General features: G+C 37.2%; 20 protein-coding genes. 5 read left to right on the top strand and 15 right to left on the bottom strand.

The annotated features are described in order from the left end of the window. Positions 1 to 22 precede the first annotated feature (22 nt). The 12 genes from EG342_RS23065 to EG342_RS23120 all read right to left on the bottom strand — a co-directional run bounded on the left by EG342_RS23065 (position 23) and on the right by EG342_RS23120 (position 11,067). On the bottom strand, positions 23 to 2,269 hold the full coding sequence (locus tag EG342_RS23065; RefSeq protein WP_103290279.1) for a TonB-dependent receptor: 2,247 nt from the start codon (positions 2,267 to 2,269) through the stop codon (positions 23 to 25). A gap of 235 nt (positions 2,270 to 2,504) precedes the next feature. Beyond that, the gene (locus EG342_RS23070; RefSeq protein WP_103290282.1) at positions 2,505 to 3,392 is read right to left on the bottom strand and encodes an urea transporter; all 888 of its coding nucleotides are present in this window, start codon (positions 3,390 to 3,392) and stop codon (positions 2,505 to 2,507) included. Positions 3,393 to 3,641: 249 nt separating this feature from the next. Further along, positions 3,642 to 4,343, bottom strand: a complete 702-nt coding sequence (locus EG342_RS23075; protein ID WP_103290285.1) for a hypothetical protein — start codon at positions 4,341 to 4,343, stop codon at positions 3,642 to 3,644. A gap of 282 nt (positions 4,344 to 4,625) precedes the next feature. Continuing rightward, positions 4,626 to 5,414, bottom strand: coding sequence for an urease accessory protein UreD (locus EG342_RS23080; RefSeq protein ID WP_103290288.1), 789 nt, complete (start codon positions 5,412 to 5,414; stop codon positions 4,626 to 4,628). Continuing rightward, positions 5,415 to 6,053: an urease accessory protein UreG gene (gene ureG, locus EG342_RS23085; RefSeq protein ID WP_103290289.1), complete on the bottom strand. Its 639-nt coding sequence runs from the start codon at positions 6,051 to 6,053 to the stop codon at positions 5,415 to 5,417. A 137-nt stretch (positions 6,054 to 6,190) separates the two neighbouring features. After that, positions 6,191 to 6,880, bottom strand: a complete 690-nt coding sequence (locus EG342_RS23090) for an urease accessory protein UreF (protein ID WP_103290501.1) — start codon at positions 6,878 to 6,880, stop codon at positions 6,191 to 6,193. Between the two features lies 1 nt (position 6,881). Further along, positions 6,882 to 7,391, bottom strand: coding sequence for an urease accessory protein UreE (gene ureE, locus EG342_RS23095; RefSeq protein ID WP_103290292.1), 510 nt, complete (start codon positions 7,389 to 7,391; stop codon positions 6,882 to 6,884). Further along, the gene (locus EG342_RS23100; RefSeq protein WP_103290294.1) at positions 7,381 to 8,031 is read right to left on the bottom strand and encodes a hypothetical protein; all 651 of its coding nucleotides are present in this window, start codon (positions 8,029 to 8,031) and stop codon (positions 7,381 to 7,383) included. Before EG342_RS23100 ends, ureE begins: the two co-directional genes overlap by 11 nt. Positions 8,032 to 8,137: 106 nt before the next feature. Then, positions 8,138 to 9,859: an urease subunit alpha gene (gene ureC / locus EG342_RS23105; RefSeq protein ID WP_103290297.1), complete on the bottom strand. Its 1,722-nt coding sequence runs from the start codon at positions 9,857 to 9,859 to the stop codon at positions 8,138 to 8,140. A 1-nt stretch (position 9,860) separates the two neighbouring features. Then, positions 9,861 to 10,229, bottom strand: a complete 369-nt coding sequence (gene ureB / locus EG342_RS25570; RefSeq protein WP_027374325.1) for an urease subunit beta — start codon at positions 10,227 to 10,229, stop codon at positions 9,861 to 9,863. 12 nt (positions 10,230 to 10,241) lie between these two features. Beyond that, complete coding sequence (ureA, locus tag EG342_RS25575) at positions 10,242 to 10,544, bottom strand: urease subunit gamma (RefSeq protein ID WP_103290300.1); 303 nt, start codon at positions 10,542 to 10,544, stop codon at positions 10,242 to 10,244. Between the two features lie 157 nt (positions 10,545 to 10,701). Continuing rightward, on the bottom strand, positions 10,702 to 11,067 hold the full coding sequence (locus EG342_RS23120) for a hypothetical protein (protein ID WP_103290302.1): 366 nt from the start codon (positions 11,065 to 11,067) through the stop codon (positions 10,702 to 10,704). Positions 11,068 to 11,473: 406 nt separating this feature from the next. On the opposite strand from EG342_RS23120, the gene pruA reads away from it, so the two are divergent. Further along, a complete protein-coding gene (gene pruA / locus EG342_RS23125) occupies positions 11,474 to 13,099 on the top strand; it encodes an L-glutamate gamma-semialdehyde dehydrogenase (protein WP_103290305.1) in 1,626 nt (541 codons plus the stop codon). A gap of 456 nt (positions 13,100 to 13,555) precedes the next feature. Next, a complete protein-coding gene (locus tag EG342_RS23130; protein ID WP_246008690.1) occupies positions 13,556 to 13,705 on the top strand; it encodes a hypothetical protein in 150 nt (49 codons plus the stop codon). Between the two features lie 68 nt (positions 13,706 to 13,773). Here EG342_RS23130 and EG342_RS23135 read toward each other — a convergent pair whose 3' ends face one another. Next, a complete protein-coding gene (locus EG342_RS23135; RefSeq protein ID WP_103290311.1) occupies positions 13,774 to 15,267 on the bottom strand; it encodes a serine hydrolase in 1,494 nt (497 codons plus the stop codon). A gap of 208 nt (positions 15,268 to 15,475) precedes the next feature. Here EG342_RS23135 and EG342_RS23140 point away from each other — a divergent pair, with 208 nt between their 5' ends. Continuing rightward, positions 15,476 to 15,691: a hypothetical protein gene (locus EG342_RS23140; RefSeq protein ID WP_103290314.1), complete on the top strand. Its 216-nt coding sequence runs from the start codon at positions 15,476 to 15,478 to the stop codon at positions 15,689 to 15,691. Between the two features lie 383 nt (positions 15,692 to 16,074). On the opposite strand, the gene EG342_RS23145 is transcribed toward EG342_RS23140, so the two are convergent. Next, the gene (locus EG342_RS23145; RefSeq protein ID WP_103290316.1) at positions 16,075 to 17,694 is read right to left on the bottom strand and encodes an AraC family transcriptional regulator; all 1,620 of its coding nucleotides are present in this window, start codon (positions 17,692 to 17,694) and stop codon (positions 16,075 to 16,077) included. A 297-nt stretch (positions 17,695 to 17,991) separates the two neighbouring features. Between EG342_RS23145 and EG342_RS23150 the strand changes: the two genes are divergently transcribed. Beyond that, on the top strand, positions 17,992 to 19,152 hold the full coding sequence (locus tag EG342_RS23150) for a thioredoxin family protein (RefSeq protein WP_103290319.1): 1,161 nt from the start codon (positions 17,992 to 17,994) through the stop codon (positions 19,150 to 19,152). Between the two features lie 169 nt (positions 19,153 to 19,321). Here EG342_RS23150 and EG342_RS23155 read toward each other — a convergent pair whose 3' ends face one another. After that, a complete protein-coding gene (locus EG342_RS23155) occupies positions 19,322 to 20,344 on the bottom strand; it encodes a 3-oxoacyl-ACP synthase III family protein (protein WP_103290322.1) in 1,023 nt (340 codons plus the stop codon). A gap of 72 nt (positions 20,345 to 20,416) precedes the next feature. On the opposite strand from EG342_RS23155, the gene EG342_RS23160 reads away from it, so the two are divergent. Beyond that, entirely contained in the window at positions 20,417 to 21,316 is a 900-nt protein-coding gene (locus tag EG342_RS23160; protein WP_103290324.1) for a magnesium transporter CorA family protein, read from the top strand. The last annotated feature ends 98 nt before the right edge of the window (positions 21,317 to 21,414 follow it).

The following is a 21,414-nucleotide window of genomic DNA, read 5'->3' on the forward strand; positions in this document are numbered from 1 at the left end:
ACTCTCAAACTCTCTCATAACTTTAGAACTTATAATACACTCCTACTCTTATCCCAAAAGGGCTTCCCGGTGTATACGTAAGGTCTGTGATTGGTTCTGCTTCTCCTTTTAACTGAGTTTCTGTTGCAAACTGCGCTTCATTCCATTTTACGTTGAAAAGATTATTCAGTTGAATATTTGCGCCCCATTTCTGACGGTTATAGGATAGCATCAGATCATTAACGAAATAAGCTTTTGTCTTAATACTATTGTCCTCAACAGCAGGTCTTGAGCCTAGATAACGGTATTGAAGTCCCAAGGAGAAACCATGAAGAAAATCCCAGTTTACGGATCCTGTACTGGTCACAACCGGTGCCAAAGGAACATAATCCTTACCTTTTTCTTCTTCGATAAATCTGGCGTGGGAATAGTTGACATCAGCATTCAGATAAAAATTTTCCAGAGGCTGAAAACGAATTCCCAGATCTGCCCCAAAACGTCTTGACTTTCCTGAAGGTTCTACAACCGCATCATCTCCTACATATACAAATTCCTGCTGCAGATCCAGATACCATATCGCCGGTGTAATGATTAATGATTTAAAAGGATGCAATCTCACTCCAAAATCGGCTCCGATAGAATAAGGAAGGGTATTTTCATTCTGATTGGTAACCACTACCCTCATATCATTGGAATGGAATCCCATACCAGTTTTCAGGAACCACATCACATTGTCATTCTGGGCATAGGAGAAATTCAGTTTTGGACTTACTCTTGTCGCTTCTTTTGACTGTCCGGAAGGCAATTGTTCTACATCCAGCAGATTATGCATATTGAAAATAAAATGATCTACTCTTAAAGCCGGATTGATGGTCCATTTTCCTGTCTTCCAGATCAGGCCGGTGTATGCATGAAGATTGGTTTCTGTTCCGTTTACATCCGACAATCTGTCCAGCAACAGATCTCTGTGATAAACGTGATTAAGTTGTAATGTATTGATATCGTCGTTTCTTAAACCGATTCCGGAAGTCCAGTTTAAAGAACTGTTGGGAAGAGAGAAAGTTTTGGTATATTTTACCTCAGCTCCATAAATATTTCTTCCGTCAGTCTGCTGAATTTCATCACCATGGTCCTTATCTTTTAAATAAAAAGTAAAATCAGAATACAGATTGAAGTTATATCTTGAGTAAAAGGCCATCGCATCAATCTGTTCGGAAGGAGAAATAATATGTTTAAAATTCATCTGAAGGTTTGTTCTTGAAGTCTTTCCTCCTTCGGTAGGATCAATACTTCCCCATCTTCCTATAATTCCCTCGTCTACGGCACGTTCAGGAATTTGTCCCGACGCATTCCAGGAAGAATTAAAGGTAGAGAACTGAATGTTGAAATAATCATTATCGGTAAGCCATTGATTGTACTTTCCAAAAATATTAACCCTATTAAAATTTTGTTTTACATCAAAAGGCCCGTCCGTATAGTTATATTCCGCTGCGATGTAGGCATTTTTTCTACCCAGATCATCATGCAGAATATTGAACATTCCCAACACTCTTTTTGAATTAAAGGAACCTCCTTCCAGTTTGATCATGCTGTTTTTTAATCCGCCATACGTTTGAAAATCAACATATCCTGCGGTATTGAAATCACCACGATCCATATAGTAAGCTCCTTTTCCGAAGTCAATATTATTGACCGTTTCAGGGATGACAAAATGTAGATCCGAATATCCCTGTCCATGGGCATGGGAAACAATATTCACCGGCATTCCGTCTACATTAACGCTTACGTCAGTACCGTGATCGGCATCAAATCCTCTTAAAAAAAGCTGTTCAGCCTTTCCTCCTCCTGCATGTTGCGCAATAAATAATCCGGGAACTTTTCTGAGTAAATCCTGGGCTGAGTTCACAGGAAATTTATTCAGATCCACTTTTGTAATGGCTGATAAAAATGAACTGTGATTGATTGCTACTTCTGAGATCTGAAAAGGCTTATGCTGTAAAAAAATAACTTTATTTTTATCCTCATCATTGGCAACAACCCATTTTACCTCATCATATCCCTGACGACTGATCACCAGTGTATCGGGAAGAGATTTAACAGGAATAGAAAATGTACCGTCTGTTCCGGTGTGGGTATGGCTGTTTCCGTGGTCATATTTTACCAGGGCGTCAGCGATAGGAAATTTATCATCAGCATCTTTTATTGACAACTGCTTTTCTGTTTCCTGTGCCATCATTTTTCCACTGAAAGCCATGACCAGAAATGCCGCTGCTATTTTAGTTATTTTCATTTTTTTGTTTTGTTAAATTAAAAATTTGGGGCTGATACGAGATTATAGATAATAGACGAAGAGATGATAGATGTTTTAGTTTTAGATTTCAACCGTCAATTTTGCTTCGCAAGTAAATAGTGAATCGTTAATTATTGGTGAAAGGATAACAACCTTGAACGTTAAACTTTAAACATTCCTATTTTCATACTCTAGAACTCTCAAACTCCAAAACCCTCAGGCCCTCAAACCAAGCCTATGCTTTTGCTTTAAGAAATATTTTTTGAATTAAAAGAGTAATCCATGTTCCGGCTACAAACGGAAAAGTAAATACACCACCCACAGCATCCAGATAGTGGTTATCAATCAACAGATCATCAATGATAATGGTTAAGGCAACTGCAATCAATACCCATATTCCATCTGTTTTTTTCACTCCTGAAAACACGATAGCCGAAAGAACCGCATTAAAACCAAATAATCCCATGTGGATTTCTTTGATGGGTTCCCCGTTCAGCTGAGATAAACCGGCACCAAGAATAGATGCTGCCAATCCATATAAAGCCGCTACCGGTGAACTGATAAAAACAGCAAGGAAGAAAATCATTCCTGAAAGCACCCCGCCCTGAAATATGACTTCACCAAAGCCATTCGTACAGGTAAGAAAATCGTCATATTTTGTAGATACTACTTCACTGCTGAACAATTCAGACGGTGGAATATGCGTAAAATGATGCAGTGCAAATACCAATACCCAGGTAATAATAATAAAAGGAAAGGTAAATACCGGAATCTTCTTTTGGATAAAGAAATGCTGAATAATGGCAGCCAGGGCTCCTCCTAACAGGATAAGAATCCATACCATTACTGTTGTTTCAAACAGAAAAGCTAATGCTACTCCTACAAGAGCTGCGCTGAAGCCATACAGACCTGCATTGATCTCAGATTTGTTGTAGTTAAGCTTCGTGGCGGTAAAAGTTCCGGCTGCTGTTGAAAGTATTACCGCAACACCGCACTGCCAGCTCCCCATAAAGATCCCTATCAGAAATAAAAGGCCGGTCCATCTGTTTTCCTGAAGCATAATTTGCCCGATTCCTTTTAAAATAGGATCTATAAAAGGTAGTTTTTTGAAAAATTCGTCCATAGTTTTTTTTAATTGTATTATTGATTGTAGATATTGAAAGACATCAAGATGAGAGATAATAGACGAAGAGATGATAGATGTTTTAGTTTTGAATTTCAATGGTCAATTTTGATTCACAAGTAAATGGTGAAGGAAGAAAATCCTCAATCATCAGTGAATGGCTAACAACCTTGAACTTTAAACATTTAACTTTAAACCTTACCACTCTCAAACTCTCTCACTCTCCGACCCTCAAACTTCATTTCTCGTTTACCATCCCAGAAAGACCATCCCCACTCCGCATACGGTAACAACGGCTCCGCTTACGACCCCCATATATCTTTCCAATTTATCTGTATTGAATAATGTTGAATAGCCATAACGTCCCAGAAGAACCATTCCAAGCATCGTCAAAACTGTAGTAACGGTAAATGAAGTCACCAGTACTGCAATTTCCGACATGGAATGTTTAACCCCCGAATAGAATAATAAAGGAATTAAAGGTTCGCTTGGTCCCATTACGAAGATCATAAAGAGTACAAGTGGAGTCACTTTTATTCTTTTTTGAGGCATTACAACTTCACTGTGATTATGTTCGTACACATAAACGTCATCACCCATTACATCAAAATGCTTATGGGGTTTATTTCTAATCGCCTGGATCAATCCGTACACCAGATAAACGCCACCGAAAATCAGCAGTGCCCACCCTGAGAAATTCCCTCTGATATCCTGAAACCATGATATTTTATTTAGTTGCCATCCGAGAAATACTCCGATAAAACCTAAGATAAGGGAACTAAAAACGTGTCCAAATCCGCAGACAACTGTTAAGATCGCTGTCTTCATACCACTCCATTTCTTGGATTTTGAAATCACAATGAATGGAAGATAATGATCCGGTCCTGATGCGGTGTGTATAAAACTTATTGAAACGGCACTCAGAAGAAGCGCCCAAACTGTACTGTCCATTTTCTATTAATTCTGTTGTTTCAGATTCTTTATTATGTTTTGGCTAAAGCCAATGGAAGGTTTCTTTTTATTTGTGCGGGCTAAAGCCCGCTTCTATTGAATGTATGCTCACACAGATTTTGGAGATTACGCAAATGATTGCGTATAAAGCCTTGCTTAGTTAATAAAAATTTTAACTTAATCGACACCCTTCGACTCCGCTCAGGGTGACAATGTCTGTTAAAGCAATATTCCAGCCTTGTCAAGGTTTTGAACCTTGACAAGGCTCTCAAAGCTCCCCCTTTACTCCAGTGACCAAAGGATTTCCTGAACGTGCAGGAAAAAGTTGTACATCAATTCTCCACCATGCCCCAAAGCTCTTACTACAAAACCATTGTCTTCCATTGCAGAAACTCCGACTTCCATTTCTTCATGATGTACTCCTGCCGCCTCCACAATCTCTTCAATCAGGCCGGTTTTATCTACATCTTTTTTAGTGCTGTAGAAAATCAAGGTTCCCTGGTGGGTATATTGTTCCAGATTTCCGATACTGCTGATCGGAATCAGGTCAGGCTGAATCACTACATTATCTTTTACCACCAATTTATTGTTATGGTAGATCTCCATAAGATTCTGAAAACGTTTTAACTTAAAAACCTCTCCATAATGCTTTCGTCCGCAGGTAATAATCTCGCTGATGATAATCTGGCTGTTTTTACCGATATGAATATTCGCTTTACTTTTAAAATTGGAATCTTCATGCGGTACAATAGGATGAGGCACGTAAGCAAAGGAAGTTTCATCTTCCATTGTCACATTCAATTCCTGAACAGCTTTATCTTTCATGTTGAAAAGCCTTTGGTACGATTGCGACTGCAACTGAAGTGAGGCCCCTTTTTCAAGAGCTACATCCAGGTGGTAATGGTCACCATCGAGAATCCCCGGAGAGGAGCTCATTATCATCTGATAGAGCTTTTTGTCACTTTTTCGCTGTCCTACAGAAACTACTCTGAAAGGGAGCGAGACATAAAGATCTTTCACATATGACTCTCCTCCCTTGAATCCTGCGATAATATTTAAACGACTATCCATCTATCTTACTAAGTTCGGTTCTTCAATTTCTTCTAAAAGAGCATATTTTTTGATCCACCCGATTACCTTATCCAGTCCTTCATCTGTTTTAAGATTGGTGAATACAAAAGGGTTTCCTTTTCTCATTCTTCTGGCATCGTTCTCCATCACTTCAAGGCTTGCTCCTACGTGTGGGGCAAGGTCAATTTTATTGATGATCAACAGGTCTGATCTTGTAATACCAGGGCCACCTTTTCTTGGAATTTTTTCTCCTTCCGCAACATCAATAATGAAAATCGTAACATCTGCAAGATCCGGGCTGAAAGTTGCTGAAAGGTTGTCTCCTCCACTTTCAATAAGAACCAATTCAATGTCAGGAAATCGTGCTGCCAATTCATCTACCGCTTCAAGGTTCATACTTGCATCTTCACGAATGGCCGTGTGAGGGCAACCTCCTGTTTCTACACCGATAATTCTGTCGTGAGGAAGCAGACTGTTTTTAGCCATAAATTCAGCATCTTCTTTGGTATAAATATCATTCGTAATCACTCCAAGATCATATTTCCCAAATAATTTCCTGCTTAAACGTTCTAATAATGCTGTTTTTCCTGAACCTACCGGTCCTGCAACACCTACTTTTATATATTTTCTATTTTCCATTTTTTTAAATTTTACTTTGTTTTGTTTTATTCTTTAACGCTAAGTGCGCTAAGTTTTTGATGATTGTGAAGATTTTTCGTTCGCAAAGGCGTTTCACTCAGCAAAGGTATCTTCATTCATATATCGGATTTATTTTCCTACGACATATAAAGTCTTGAATAGAGCCTTTCGTGTTGCATACATCTGATATCAAAAGCTGTATTGCAAAGTCCTACCAGATCTCTGTCCAGTTCCATGGTTTCCCAGACTGTTTTTTCCATGACAGGATATAAAGCAAATAAGATGTCCTGCCCATCAAGTTGTCCCAGTGGAACCAATTTTACAGCATTAGTAATCATCCCTGCCACTGAAGTATAATAGAATCCCAGAAGTGCCTCGTACAAAGGAATTTTCATTAAATAAGCATAGACTCCAAACACGATACAGTAATGAGAATTGGCCTCTTTATTCTGAATTGCCTTTTCAAAGGCCTCCATAAATGGAAAGCTTTCTCTTCTTTTGAATATTTTGATCAACCTCAACCCTAATTTTTGGCTGGCCTGGCGGATTTCTTTCGGACATTTTACCGCATTACATTCATTATCCAGACTGATTAAAGCCTGTAAATCTTCTTTTTCAGCTGCTTTATAAGCCAGCTTTGCAAAAGCTCCGTCATTGAACTTAAGATTGTACTGCAGCATGTTCTGTACAAATTCCTTTGCGGTTTCCACATTGTCCACAATTCTTTCCTGCACATAGGTTTCAAGTCCGTTAGAATGGGTGTAACCACCGATCGGAAGTGTAGGATCTGCAAGATGAAGCAGTCCTGATAAAAAGTTGATGTTCATATTATTCATCTTTTGGGGCGGCCATTTTTAGAATTTTAGTAAAAATTGTTGAACCTAAACTTCCATGTCCATGAGGTTCTACGTTAGATTTAAGAAGGTTCAGCAGTTTTACGGATTGTTTTTCCGGTTTAAAACCGCTTGCCTCCAGCCATCTGAACATGGGCATTTCAAACGGTAGCAATACTTTATCCTCCTGAATAAAGAGTGGGATATGCTTGTTTCCGATTTCATAACATACGGTTCCCATTTCCAACAGAGAACCCGGTACCATAACGATCGCCTCTGTTTCCAGAACATTGATTGCTATTACTTTTTCTGCGTCCTCAAAAAGAATATCTCCTTCACGCAACCTTTGTCCTTCTCTAAGAAATTTAATCGCTACATCAATTCCCTTTCTGGATTTCTTACGTTGGATTCTTTTGGTGGTTTCAAACCATTCCAGATCGAGGTAATCTATGGTTTTTTCCGTAGGATTTTCGGTCAGATTGCCTATGATTTGATTAATTATCATTTTTGGATTTTTTTCTGAAGTCAAGGTTTTTAGAAATTCCTACTCCGAATGTTGAACCACTGATTCCTGCTACATAGCTTTTCGTCCAGCCTTCTTCTTTCGTTTTGGTCTGAAGCATTGAAAGTTCAGCAAATTTGAATTTCAAAGCCCAGCCTCCGCCTAGCAATATTCCGATCAAAGGATAAGCACGAAGACGGAATCCGTTAAAGTTTTGCATTGTCGCATCAGCTGTTGTTGCCTGTTGCTGTCCCCAAACATAATGGGCATCCACCTGACCGATTAATACAAAGTATTTTCCGAGCATTAATGAAGGGCTATACCAAACTCCCGCCTCATTCTGTTTATACATAACATCATGATTAACAGAATTTTGAGAGTAAGCATAATTAACCCCTATAAGATCATTATTATTGATAAAATATCCTAACCCAAGTGGTGCACTGGAAACGGTACTGCTGCTGTTGGTAGGGGTAGTCACTTTAGAGTAATCTAATGAACCATATACCATAAACTGTCCTTTGGGCCCGTCCTCATCACTTTTAATTCTGTGTCCGCCCAGAAACTGAGCACTTACAGTACCGGAAAGTAAAGACAACCCGGCTACGGCAAGAGAAAAAACTGTTTTATTTAAATATTTCATTTTAAACTTAGTTCTATAATTGTTTTAAATATTACCCGATTTTTTTATTGTTAAATAAACCTAACAGGTTTTTGAAACCTGTTAGGTTTTATTGATAGTATTTATCTTAGAACAAGTAATACAACTGTGTTAAAGGAAGCTTTTCTGCCGGTTCACAAGTGATGTATTCACCGTCTACCGTTACTTTATAGTTTTCAGGATTCACTTCAATTAAAGGTGTCTTATCGTTATGGATAAGGTCTTTTTTGGAAATATTTCTACAGTTTTTAACCGGAAGGATCATTTTCTCTAACTTGTAAGAGGCAATCGTTCCGTTATCGATGGAGATTTGAGAAACAAAGTTGGCACAAATACCATATTTTGCTTTTCCGTGAGCTCCAAACATATTTCTGTAAATAATTGGCTGAGGCGTTGGAATAGATGCATTCGGATCTCCCATTTTAGCAGCAATTACAAATCCACCTTTTACAATCATTTCAGGTTTTACTCCAAATAATGCAGGCTTCCAGATTACTAAATCTGCTAATTTCCCTTCTTCAAGAGATCCAACATATTCAGAAATACCGTGTGCAATAGCTGGGTTGATGGTGTATTTTGCCACGTATCTTTTGGCACGATAGTTATCATTTCCGCTGTCTTTATCTTCAGCCAAATCACCTCTCTGCTCCTTCATTTTACTTGCGGTCTGCCATGTTCTTGTGATCACTTCACCCGGTCTTCCCATTGCCTGAGAGTCAGAGCTCATGATACTGAAAACTCCCATATCGTGAAGAATATCTTCTGCTGCAATTGTTTCAGGACGGATACGTGAATCAGCAAACGCCACATCTTCAGGGATATTTTTGCTTAAATGGTGACATACCATCAGCATATCCAGGTGCTCATCGATTGTATTGATGGTGTAAGGACGTGTAGGGTTTGTAGAAGCAGGCAATACATTTGGATACATGGCTGCTTTGATGATGTCCGGCGCGTGACCTCCACCTGCTCCTTCTGTGTGGAAGGTGTGGATTACTCTTCCGTTAATCGCTCTCATAGTATCTTCCAGAAACCCTCCTTCATTTAAGGTATCGGTGTGGATGGCTACCTGAACGTCATATTTATCTGCTACTTTTAAAGCGGCATCAATGGTTGCAGGTGTTGCTCCCCAGTCTTCGTGGATTTTTACTCCTAAAGCTCCAGCTTCTACCTGCTCTTCAATAGGTTCTTCTGCGGAACAGTTCCCTTTTCCGAAGAATCCAAGGTTCATTGGATATTCTTCAGCTGCTTCAAGCATTTTCTGCATGTTGAATTTACCCGGGGTAACTGTTGTAGCGTTTGTTCCGTCATTGGGACCTGTACCACCTCCAATCATTGTGGTGATTCCGCTGTATAAAGAAGTTTCGATCTGTTGTGGACAAATGTAGTGGATGTGGGTATCTATCCCTCCGGCCGTTACAATATATCCTTTTCCTCCATGAACTTCAGTAGAAGCGCCGATGATCATATTAGGAGATACACCGTCCATGGTATCAGGGTTACCGGCTTTTCCGATTCCCACGATCTTACCGTCTTTGATTCCGATATCTCCTTTTACAATTCCCCAGTGATCAATGATTACTGCTCCTGTGATACAAAGATCCAAAACACCTTCGTCTCTTTTTGCAGTAACATTCTGTCCCATCCCGTCACGTACGGTTTTTCCTCCTCCGAAAACGGCTTCGTCTCCATAATGGGTGAAATCTTTTTCGATTTCAATAATAATTTCAGTGTCTCCCAGTCTGATTTTGTCTCCGGCTGTTGGACCTAATATATTTGCGTATTGTTTTCTGTCTACGTTTAAGCTCATTTTACTGATTTTTAAAGTTTAACTCCTGAACTTTTGCAAGGCTTGCTTTTTTCTGATCTTCAGAATCTACCTGTCCGTCAACAAGGTTATTGAAGCCCATTGCTTTTTTGGTTCCTCCTATTTCTACCAGTTCCACTTCTTTTTCTTCTCCCGGTTCAAAACGTACTGCAGTGCTTGCTACAATATTCAGTCTCTTTCCGAAAGCTTTCTCGCGGTCAAAGCTCATCGCCTTGTTTACTTCAAAAAAATGGAAATGTGAACCTACCTGAATAGGACGATCTCCTGTGTTGGTTACTTTTATTTTGACAGTTTCTCTGCCTTCATTGCAGATGATAGTGCCTTCTTTTACAAAAATTTCTCCTGGTATCATAATGAATAGATATTAACGGATTGGGTTATGTACGGTTACTAACTTAGTCCCATCAGGGAATGTTGCTTCGATCTGAACATCGTGGATCATTTCTGCCACGCCAGGCATCACATCTTCTTTAGTTAAAAGATTAGCGCCTTCCTGCATCAGTTCAGCGACTCTTTTTCCATCTCTTGCTCCTTCAAGCAGAAAGTGACTGATCAGTGCGATGGATTCCGGATAGTTTAATTTCAGGCCTCTGGCCTTTCTTTTTAGAGCGAGTTCGCCTGCCAGAAATAGCATTAGCTTCTCCGTTTCTCTTGGTGTTAAGTGCATAGTATTTTTTATTTAAAATTGGACAAACAGTATCCTGTTCACCTTTCTGTAAAGGCAAATAGAAATGTTTAAAAATGTAAAATGAGGAATGACGCCGATGGATCTGTATCTGTACAATACAAACCACGAGGGATCATTAAAATTTAAAAAAATGAGATTAGCAGCCCGCAATCTGCAGGGAATGATACAGGATGTATCTTGGTGCTGTAATATAAATACGGTTTTGAACGGCCGCAACCGGTGTACTATAAGAGTTTGCAGCAAAGAAATAGTGGAACCATTGCTGTGCAAGTATTGAATAATCAAATTTTACTTTTTCCCAATCATCGGAATCCTGAAGATCCTGAGCATCTGAAAAGCTATACATTTCAGGCTGGCTTTGTTCATCCGATTTTTGCTGAAGGAGATGTATCTTTGATAGGACATCAGAATATGGTTGAGCTTTCCACTTATGTGCAAAAAGACTTGCACATAAAGCTGAGAAAAACAATACAAAAGAGAAAAATATGACTCTTTTTTTCATATCCGATTAATAATGGTGTAAAATTAGAATAATCTTAAAAGGTAGGCTATCAAAAAATTTATTTAAAATGTTCAAAATCGCAACAAACGTAAATTTATATAAATTTAACATTTCATCATAAATCCTTTATTTACAGTACCTCATCACCCTTTTCGAACTATGACAACTATTTTATTGTCCTTATTCCAATAATCACAGCAACCACACCTATCTTTTTATTCTATATAATGAATTAAATAAATCAATTACACATTTTTAAAATTTTATCTTAAAAAAACACGATATAGTAAGCATTATCTCACAATAAAGTTTATTTCATAAAAACAGGCGACATTTTTTCTTTCCTTATAATTATCGTAAATTTGTATACAACTTACTTTAATTTTAAAAAAATAATACACGTAATATGTCAAAAGCAATTTCGCAAGTACCATTAGCGGTAAATGAACCTGTAAATTCATATGAACCGGGATCTCCGGAAGTTAAAAGCCTTATCAGCACATATAAAAAAATGTGGGCTGAAAAAGTTGAAATTCCAATGGTCATTAACGGAAAGGAAGTAAAAACTGATCTTAAAGTACAACTTCAGTCTCCACAGGATCATGCTCATGACTTCGGATTTTACTATCAAGGTGGTATGCAACATGTGGATGACGCTATCAACGCGGCATTAGCAGCTAAAAAAGAATGGAACGAGCTAGGTTGGGAACAACGTGCAGCAATTTTCTTAAAGGCGGCTGATCTTTTGGCTGGTCCTTACAGAGATGTGATTAATGCAGCTACGATGATCGGACAGTCTAAAAATGTACACCAGGCTGAAATTGATGCTGCTTGTGAGTTCATTGATTTCTTAAGATTCAACGTAGAATTCATGACAGAAATGTATGCTGAACAGCCGGTTTCTGACAATGGAATCTGGAACCGTGTTGAATACAGACCATTAGAAGGATTCTGTTTTGCAGTAACTCCATTCAACTTTACAGCGATCTCAGGAAACCTTCCTACTTGTATGGCTATGCTAGGAAACGTAGTAGTTTGGAAGCCTTCCGACAAGCAGGTTTATTCTGCAAAAGTAATCATGGATGTATTAATCGAAGCTGGTCTTCCGGCTGGGGTTATCAACATGATCTTTACAGATGGAAAAGAAACAGCTGAAAAAGTATTGGCACACAGAGATTTTGCTGGTCTTCACTTCACAGGTTCTACGAAAGTATTCCAGGGAATGTGGAAAATGATCGGTGATAATATCCACAACTACAGAACTTACCCAAGAATCGTTGGAGAAACAGGTGGTAAAGATTTTGTAATCGCTCACCCTTCTGCTAACGTAGAAGCTGTAGCAACTGCTTTAGTAAGAGGTGCTTTCGAATATCAGGGACAGAAATGTTCTGCAGCTTCAAGAGCTTATGTTCCTAAGTCTCTTTGGGCTGATGTGAAAAAAGTAATGGAAGCTCAGATGAGCACCATTAAAATCGGTTCTCCAGAAGATACATCTAACTTTGTAAATGCAGTAATCGATAAAAACTCTTTCGAAAAATGTAAAGGATACATCGACAGAGCTAATGCTTCAGGTGAAGCTACCGTTGCAATCGGTGGAAAATATGATGATGCTAAAGGATGGTTCGTACACCCTACAGTAATCGAAACAACAAACCCTCAATACGAAAGTATGGTAGAAGAGATCTTCGGCCCAATCTTATCTGTATTTGTTTACGAAGATCAGGACTGGAAAGAAACTCTAAAAGTAGTTGATTCTTCTTCTCCTTATTCATTGACAGGTTCCGTGTTCTCTCAGGATCGTTATGCAATCGCTGAAGCGTATAAAGCTTTGGAAAATGCATCAGGAAACTTCTACATCAACGACAAACCAACCGGTGCCGTTGTAGGACAACAGCCTTTCGGTGGTGGTAGAGCTTCAGGAACAAACGATAAAGCAGGTTCTAAAATGAATCTTCTAAGATGGACGTCTGTAAGAAGTGTGAAAGAAACTTTTGTTTCTCCAAAGAACTACAAATATCCATACCTAGGATAATTTATAAGTAATTAGTGATGGGTAATGAGTAATTATTGCCTGTTCTATCCATACAGCCTCGGAATTTCGGTTTCGGGGCTTTTTTTATGATTGATAATTGATAATTGATGATTGATGATTGATGATTGATAGAAGGTAAAATAAATACAGTTTGTATGATTTATATCCCGCTTCTTTAATAGGTCTCATATTAAAAGCGTCAAGGTTATAGTCAGAAAATCTTCCGATTTCCCTGCAATACTCTAATATTCTAGTACTCTCAAACTCTCACACTCCTGATTGCCTAACATCTTTTAACAAACTTTACCTATATTTTACGACTTCTGAACCCCTGTTAGGAATAATAGTTGATTTTTCATAAGTACACCCCGAAATAAAATAGTTATGAAAAAGTTATTGTTAACAGTCATTGGAATAGGAATATTTGCGGTGAGCTGTGGAACCAAAGAATCGACGATGTCAACAAGTGCACGTGATTCGGTAAAGGCAGATAATATGCAAAAAAGCGTAACACCTGCTACAACCGATACGATGACCACTAAGATGACGAATCCTGATAGTATCAAGATGAAAAAGGATTCAGCGGTGATGTCCCCTGTCAAATAGTATTTATATACATTCAATTTAAAATGGAAAATCTGCCGATGAAAGCTCTGCAGATTTTTTGGTTACTATTATTTTATTTTTTTGAATAATGTACCGCCTTGTATACCCATATTGGCTCCATTTACATTTCCTTTATCATCAAGGGTAAAGCTAAAATCAAAATCGGGATTCATTTGTTGTGGTACTTCTTCAGTCAGTTTTGATGAAAATAAATCATATTGCTGATGTACCAGTATAAATTTGAACGCCGGAAAGGTGATATACAGATTATTTTTCTCTTTTGAAATGATAAAGGTTCCATATCCTTTATTTGAATATTCTCCGCAATACGCCTCTAAATCATGAGTTGGCTTTTTATTTTCATTAACAGAAGTGCTTATATTCTTTTCAGGTTTTATAATATCATTCACTTCCATTCCGTATGAGTAAGGTTTATTGTTATCCAGTCCCAACATCCGGATCGTTATCATATTACCGATCGTACTTGCAATATCTGAATTATGTTGATTACTTAATACAACCAGCCCGAACTTTTCTGCCGGGAATAAGAAAACTGCCGAGCTAAAACCTGATACACCGCCTGAATGCCATACTTTATAATGTCCTTTTAAAATCTGTGTAAACCAGCCATATCCATGACCCGATAAAAAGGTCTTCTGATCAGAAGTTACAGGAGGAACACCATCTATCATGGTTTTAGTACTCATGGCATCCGTAGCATATTTTTTTGAGAGAACAACCTGATTTTCAAAAGTCCCGTAATTGAGCCAAAGCCTGATCCAGTTCGCCATATCTGCTGCAGAACTATTGATACCAGCTCCGGGCTTGTCATTGTAAGGCTTCTGAAATAGTACTTTCTCAATATTTTTTTGGTATATCCCGTAAGGATAGGAGAAATCTTTTTGTTTAATCATTTCATCGACTGATGTATTGCTGTTATTCATTTTTAGAGGAATGAATATCTTTTCTTTAATCAGTTCCTCCCAACTTTTATGATTAAGCTGTTCTGCAATTGTTCCCAACATAAGGTATCCGAAATTGCTATATCGCCAACTATTTTTGGGCTCTGCATTTTCTTTTAAAAAAGGAAGCTTTTGCATTAAATCGATACGCTTAGTCGCAGGGAAAAAGATATACGTTCCATCTATACTTCCCAACCCGCTTCTGTGCTCCAGAAGATCCTCAATGGTGATCAAATTATTCATTCTATCCGTAGGAAATGTGAGATAGGGAATATATTTGGAAGGTTTGTCCTGAACTGAAAGCTTTTTCTCATCTTCCAACATCCCAATCAATGCAGATGTAAATGATTTTGTATTGCTTCCAATACCAAAAAGAGTATTGGGCGTTACAGGAAGTTTATTTTCATAGTCTCTGTAGCCGAAGCCTTTAGAATACATTACTTTATCATCCTTTACAATGGCTACAGATAATCCTACGGCTTTATAATCTTTTACAATTGTATTGATTTCTTCATCAAGACCTTTCAGATTTTCTTTTGGTCTCTGACTTGACAGTAAGCTGAAAAACAACAAGTTCAAAATGTACAATACTTTTTTCATATTTTCAATTTGGTATTAGATAGAGACTCGTAGAATAAAGGATTTTCAGTAATTTTTGTTTCTAGGTGATATCGGTGATTTTATAATTAGTAGTGTTATTCCCTTATTTATTACATTAAAAACAATTTTATTTGAATATGTAATTGATTTTTAATAAAAATATCAATATTTTCCTATATTTGACACTAATAAACATCAAAAAAATATTATGAAAAAACTATGGATAGGAGCCGTTCTGGGAATACTTTTTCTGGGAAGTTGTGCTCAAAACAAGGAAAAAAGAGAAGAGTATAAAGATGCTCATGACAAAGATTCTTTAAGAAACAGGATGGGAGATTCTGCGGTAGCCAATTCTGAACCGGCACCGGCAACCCCAAACACTTCCAAATCAAAGACAGACAGCACGACAACAAAGACTAAATAAAATCACAAATCCGCAGAACTTCCGCGGATTTGCACTTAAAAAAACTTGACTGAAAAAAAACCGGGCAATCAACCCCGATTATATTGTTGTGGATACATTCTTGATCCGATATCTTTTTTGAAGATAAAAAGAGGAACCGTGGCTATTTCATGGCAGCGAAATATACACGTGTTCCCTATATAGGTTTCATGGTTTGGCTGTATTTTAATTCTGTTTTAGCTCAGAAAAATCCTTAAGGAAAATAAAAGAATTTACTTGTAGTAAGATGGTACTCATTCCCTGTAAAGCTGCTGCAAAGATATACCAGCAGCCTCTTTACGTAAAATATTAGGTTAGCCATTTTCACGAAAATAGCAAGATAGAATAAGAATAATTATCCTTTTTTAATCATTTTCACGAAAATGAACATTATCAGATTTCCCTTCAGCATCAAGATATTTAATATATGCTGACGGAGAAAAATCAGTAACAGCCTTAAATACAGCGGCGAATTTACTATGTGAAGAAAAGCCACACTCATCCGCAAGGATACTGATTTTATATTGTCTGTACTTTTCATTATTAATCAGTTTATCGACAATATAATTAATCCTTAGACGATTAATATACGTTTTGAAGTCAGCACTTTTATGCTGATTGATTACGTAGGAAAGATATTTCGTATTGGTATTCAGTTCACCCGCCAGAAAAGAGAGAGACATTCCTTTATTGTTATAGAGGTTTCCTTTTTCAAATGCTTCCAGAAGTTCCAGTAATTTTGACTCTGTTTCGGAAGTCATCAGGGAGTCATTTCTTCTTCTGTCTGCTTCACTGTCTTTTTCATCAATTTCTTCCACGGAAATATTAGAAAATTCAAAGTCATTAGGTCGCTTCAAAGATCCGGTAATTGTTATCGGTCTTAGCCGGGTTCTGATCATATTTCTCAACTTTGAGCGTTGTCTTCTTTGCTTTATTTTGAAAAAAATAATTAATCCTACTAAAGAAACAACCAAAAGAACGATTGCTGTATTCTTTGCAACATTCATTGACCCACTCTTTTTATTGTTTTTACCGATTGGGGCATCTGTAATTTTTAAGCCAAATCCCTGGTTATGGGCAGCGATACTATCATACGCTCTTACATATTTCACGGCATACAAAGCAGCTTTAAAATTATCACCGGTTCCTTCATAATAATCATTAATATTAGAGTATACTGCTTTCTTAAGTTTAATGCTACGGGAAGTATCTGCAATTTTTTCTGCTTTTTTAAGATACAATTCTGCATCTTTCCAATTTTCCTGTTTCAGACGAATACCTCCGAGCCCGTTGTAAACCAATCCTAAAATACAACTCCCTTCATTAAGCAGTTTTTCGGCTTTTCGATAATAATTTTCAGCAACGGGATAATTATTAAGTTTAAAATAAACATCTCCCAGCAGCTGATAAGAAGCAGCCACTGTTCGGTCTTCATTCTGACTGTTTATTTTTCCAAAATATTTCAGTGAAACCTCAATACATTTGATCGCCTGAGAATCATTTCCCCGCTCCATTTCATAATAAGCCATCTCCTGATTCAGCAGCCCTGCCATTTCATTACTTTTATATGGATCACTGATTTTCTGAGAAGCATCCAATCCTTTTATAACATATTTTTTTGATCTTTCATGAAGTCCGATCTGTCGGTATTGTTTTGCCAGAAGTCTGCAGATATAGGCAGTTTTTTCCTGATCATTCAATTGGTTGATTAATGAATGGGCATTTTCGCTGTAACAAATTGCTTTCTTAAATTCTCCGGCGTAGTGATAAAGCTCTGAAGAAAGGATCAGGCTTTTCACTTTCTCAGACGGTTTTTGTGCCGACATATATAGAGAATCGGCTATTTTTATAGCTTTTGGTAGGTCTTTATGGGAAGTAACAACAGAAGTTCTTTCGCAGATCTCATCGAAACGGTCTTTCTTCTGCGCCAATATAGGAACTGCTGTAGCAAGTAAAAACAAAAGTTTCAGTAATTTTTTAGGCATAAAAAAACAAATTATTATTTTTATAATAACTCATCATTTTTTCACTGGGTGTCTTTTTGTTTTTTACAAAACTACTAATATTTTAGTTTTAATTAAAATATTCTTCTGTAATTTAATTATTTAACCAAAAATTAGATTTACATTAATTTTAATAATAGGCTTGAAATAATAAATGATCATCTTGTATATTAAACTAAACCTACATTAAAAACAATCTTCCTCAACAATTATTTTCAAATGACGAACTTAATTGTCATCATATTTATTACATTTGTAGTGAATGAATAAAAAGTTTTTATGAAAAAAATAGCAATACTTTCTTCTCTGTTTATAGGAGTTCTGGCGTGGGCACAGGGAATAAAATTTGAAGACAGCAACTTCGCGTCTATCCTTGCTAAGGCAAAAAAAGAAAACAAACTGGTTTTCATTGACGCGTATGCATCATGGTGCGGACCTTGCAAACTGATGGCGAAAAATATTTTCCCATTGCAGGCAGTAGGTGATTATTATAATGCCCATTTTATCAATGCCAAAATTGATATGGAAAAAGGGGAAGGAATTGAATTGGCTAAGAAATACAATGTAAAAGCATTCCCAACCTATCTGTTTATTGATGGAAACGGGGAAGCTATACACAGAACATTAGGATATGTTGAAGAAAAAGATTTCATCGAGTTTGCAAAAGATGCAGAAAATCCTAATAAAAGATTAGTCGCTTTAAAGCAAAAATTCGAAGGTGGTGAAAAAGATCCGGAGTTTCTAAAAAACCTGGCAATGCTTACCATGTATAATGACTCTGATTTTGCAGGTAAGGTAATGAATCGTTATTTCCAGCAAAAACCTACTTTGGATCAGGAAGATATTCAGATGCTTCTTGCAGGAACACAAAGTACGGAAAGCCCTTTGTATAAAATATTTCAGGATAAGAAGGCGGATATTGTAAAAATTCTTCCTGAAGATAAATATGAAAAGTTTGATAAAAATATAAAACTGAATACGGTTGCCAAAAAAGCATATAACGCAGATACCAAAACCTGGAATGACAGCTATTTTATGACTGAAACGCAGAAATTTTTAACGAAAGATGAAGCGGATAAAGTTTTAAAAAGAATGAAAGCCAACAGAGCTTTGAAAAATAAAGATATTCCAACTTATGAGAAATTAATTCTTGAACTTTATCAGGACACTTCTACAGCAAGCTCAGAAGAATTGAATTCACTGGCATGGAATTTCTTTGAAAATGTTGATAATAAAACCTCTTTAGCAAAAGCTGTTACCTGGGCTCAGGAATCAGTAAAGAAGGATCAGAATTTTGCAAACACAGATACGTTAGCTAATCTTTACAATAAGATGGGCGATAAGAAAAACGCAAAATTATGGGCTGAAAAGTCAATTGAACTGGCAAAAACTACAGGCCAGGATTCTACGGATACAGAAAAATTATTAAAAAGTCTTTAAGAGATACGGCATAAAAAGTAAAAACCGCAGAAGTAGTCTTCTGCGGTTTTTTTATTGTGTAAACCACCCCGTCAAAAATTCTTTGAATTTTCGCCACCCCTCCAAAGGAGGGGAATTTTCACGTCTCCAACTGGAATATCAGTGAGATCAAAGGGGTTCTATTTCTTTATTAATATTCAAACAAAACGCTTCCCCAGGTGAATCCGCTTCCAAAAGCAGAAAGAAGTACTAAATCTCCTCTTTTGATTTTCCCCAGCTCAATCGCTTCACTTAAAGCAATAGGAATAGAGGCAGCAGTTGTATTTCCGTATTTCTGAATGTTATTAAAAACTTTTTCATCCGGCAATCCGAATTTCTGCTGAACAAACTGGGCAATTCTTAAATTGGCCTGGTGTGGGATAAACATATCCAGATCTTCCACTGTTTTTCCTGCTTTACTTAAAGCTTCATTCATCGTTTCAGGAAATCTTGTTACGGCATGTTTGAATACAAAGTTTCCGTTCATAATCGGATATACTTCTTTGTTGGTAACATTTTCCGGTTCTTTTCTCATTCTATCACTCCAGCCGAATTTAGAACCCGGGAACTGAGTACAGAGTTCATCGGCGTATTTACCTTCAGAATGCATATTAACGGCCAGTATATCTCCTGCATTTTCATCTTCCGTAGCACAAAGTACAACAGCTCCTGCCCCATCTCCGAAAATGACAGACACTCCTCTTCCTTCATCAGAAAAATCCAATCCGAAAGAATGAACTTCTGCTCCTACGACAAGAATATTTTTATAAAGTCCCGACTTGATAAATGCATTCGCCACACTCATGGAGTACACAAATCCGGAGCACTGGTTTCTGACATCCAAAGCTCCAATGGTATCACAACCTAACATATCCTGAAGTAATACTCCACATCCCGGAAAATAATAATCAGGAGAAAGTGTTGCGAAAACAATATAATCGATATCTTTTGAAGTAAGACCTGCATTCTGAATTGCTTTTTCAGCGGCTTTAAAACCTAAATAGGCAGCGGTTTCCTGAGAGTCATTCCTGTTTTTTCTATGTCTTCTTTCTTTGATGCCCGTTCTTTCTGTGATCCATTCATCATTCGTAGTCATTAGTTTCGCTAGATCATCATTTGTAACAACGTTATCTGGGACATAAAATCCTACTCCCTTTATTGTACTTTTAATCATATAGTTTTTTAATTTTGGCAAAGATAAAATTATTTAAAACATAGTATTTCAAAATATTAGTATTTTTACTTTATGCCAATCGATACGATATACAGAAGCACCCACTGTGAATGGGTAGATGTAGAGGCTCCTACTGCGGAAGACCTTAAATTCCTTCATGAAAGATATGAGATCAACAACCTTCTTCTGGAAGATACCATAGATCCCAATCACCTTCCAAAATATGAAGAAGACGGAAACGTAAAGTTTTTTCTTCTTCGTGAGAGCACAGAGCTGGAAAGAAAAAATCTCAACACCATCAGTGATATCAGTACAAAAATTGCTGTTTTTATTCTGGGAAATACAATTATTACCATTCACAGAATGAAAACAAGAAGTATTTCTGAGACTCAAAAAAAGCTTTCGAACCTACAGCAGGAAACAACTCCTCAAAAAATAGCGTTGATGATTGCCATTCTGATCATGAAAAGTTTTGATGATGAATCGATAAGCCTGCTGGAAACAATGGATAATATTGAAAATGAAATTTTCCTTAAAAATACCAATCATACCAGCCAGATCCGAAGATTATATAAGCTGAAAAGAAAATCAGGGTTGAATTCAAGGGTTCTGATTATTTCGTCGGATGCTATTGATAAATTTAAATTATTAGACCTTCAGGATTCTGAAATTGTGGATTTAAAAGACAAACATAAGGATGTAGTGGCTGATTTTGATCATTTAAATATACAGATCACCAACCTTATTTCAATGTTTCTGGCACTTTCCGATCAAAAAGCCAACCAGGTCATGAAAGTACTGGCCATTTATTCGGTTTACTTTTTACCAATTACCTTTATCGCCGGAGTTTACGGAATGAACTTCGAAAATATGCCTGAATTGCATCATAAGCATGGCTACATTATCACATTGGGAGTGATGGCAACGGTTGTGATCAGTACGTTTATTTATGTGAGACGGAAGCAGTGGTAATTTTACGGCTTTTGAAAAGAAGCTTTTATTACTGACAAGTTCTTACTAATTTAGAGATTGCCCGGCCTTACGGTTTGCAATGACAAAACACCAAACAA

This window comes from Chryseobacterium lactis, from assembly GCF_003815875.1.
Taxonomy (GTDB): Bacteria; Bacteroidota; Bacteroidia; order Flavobacteriales; family Weeksellaceae; genus Chryseobacterium; species Chryseobacterium lactis.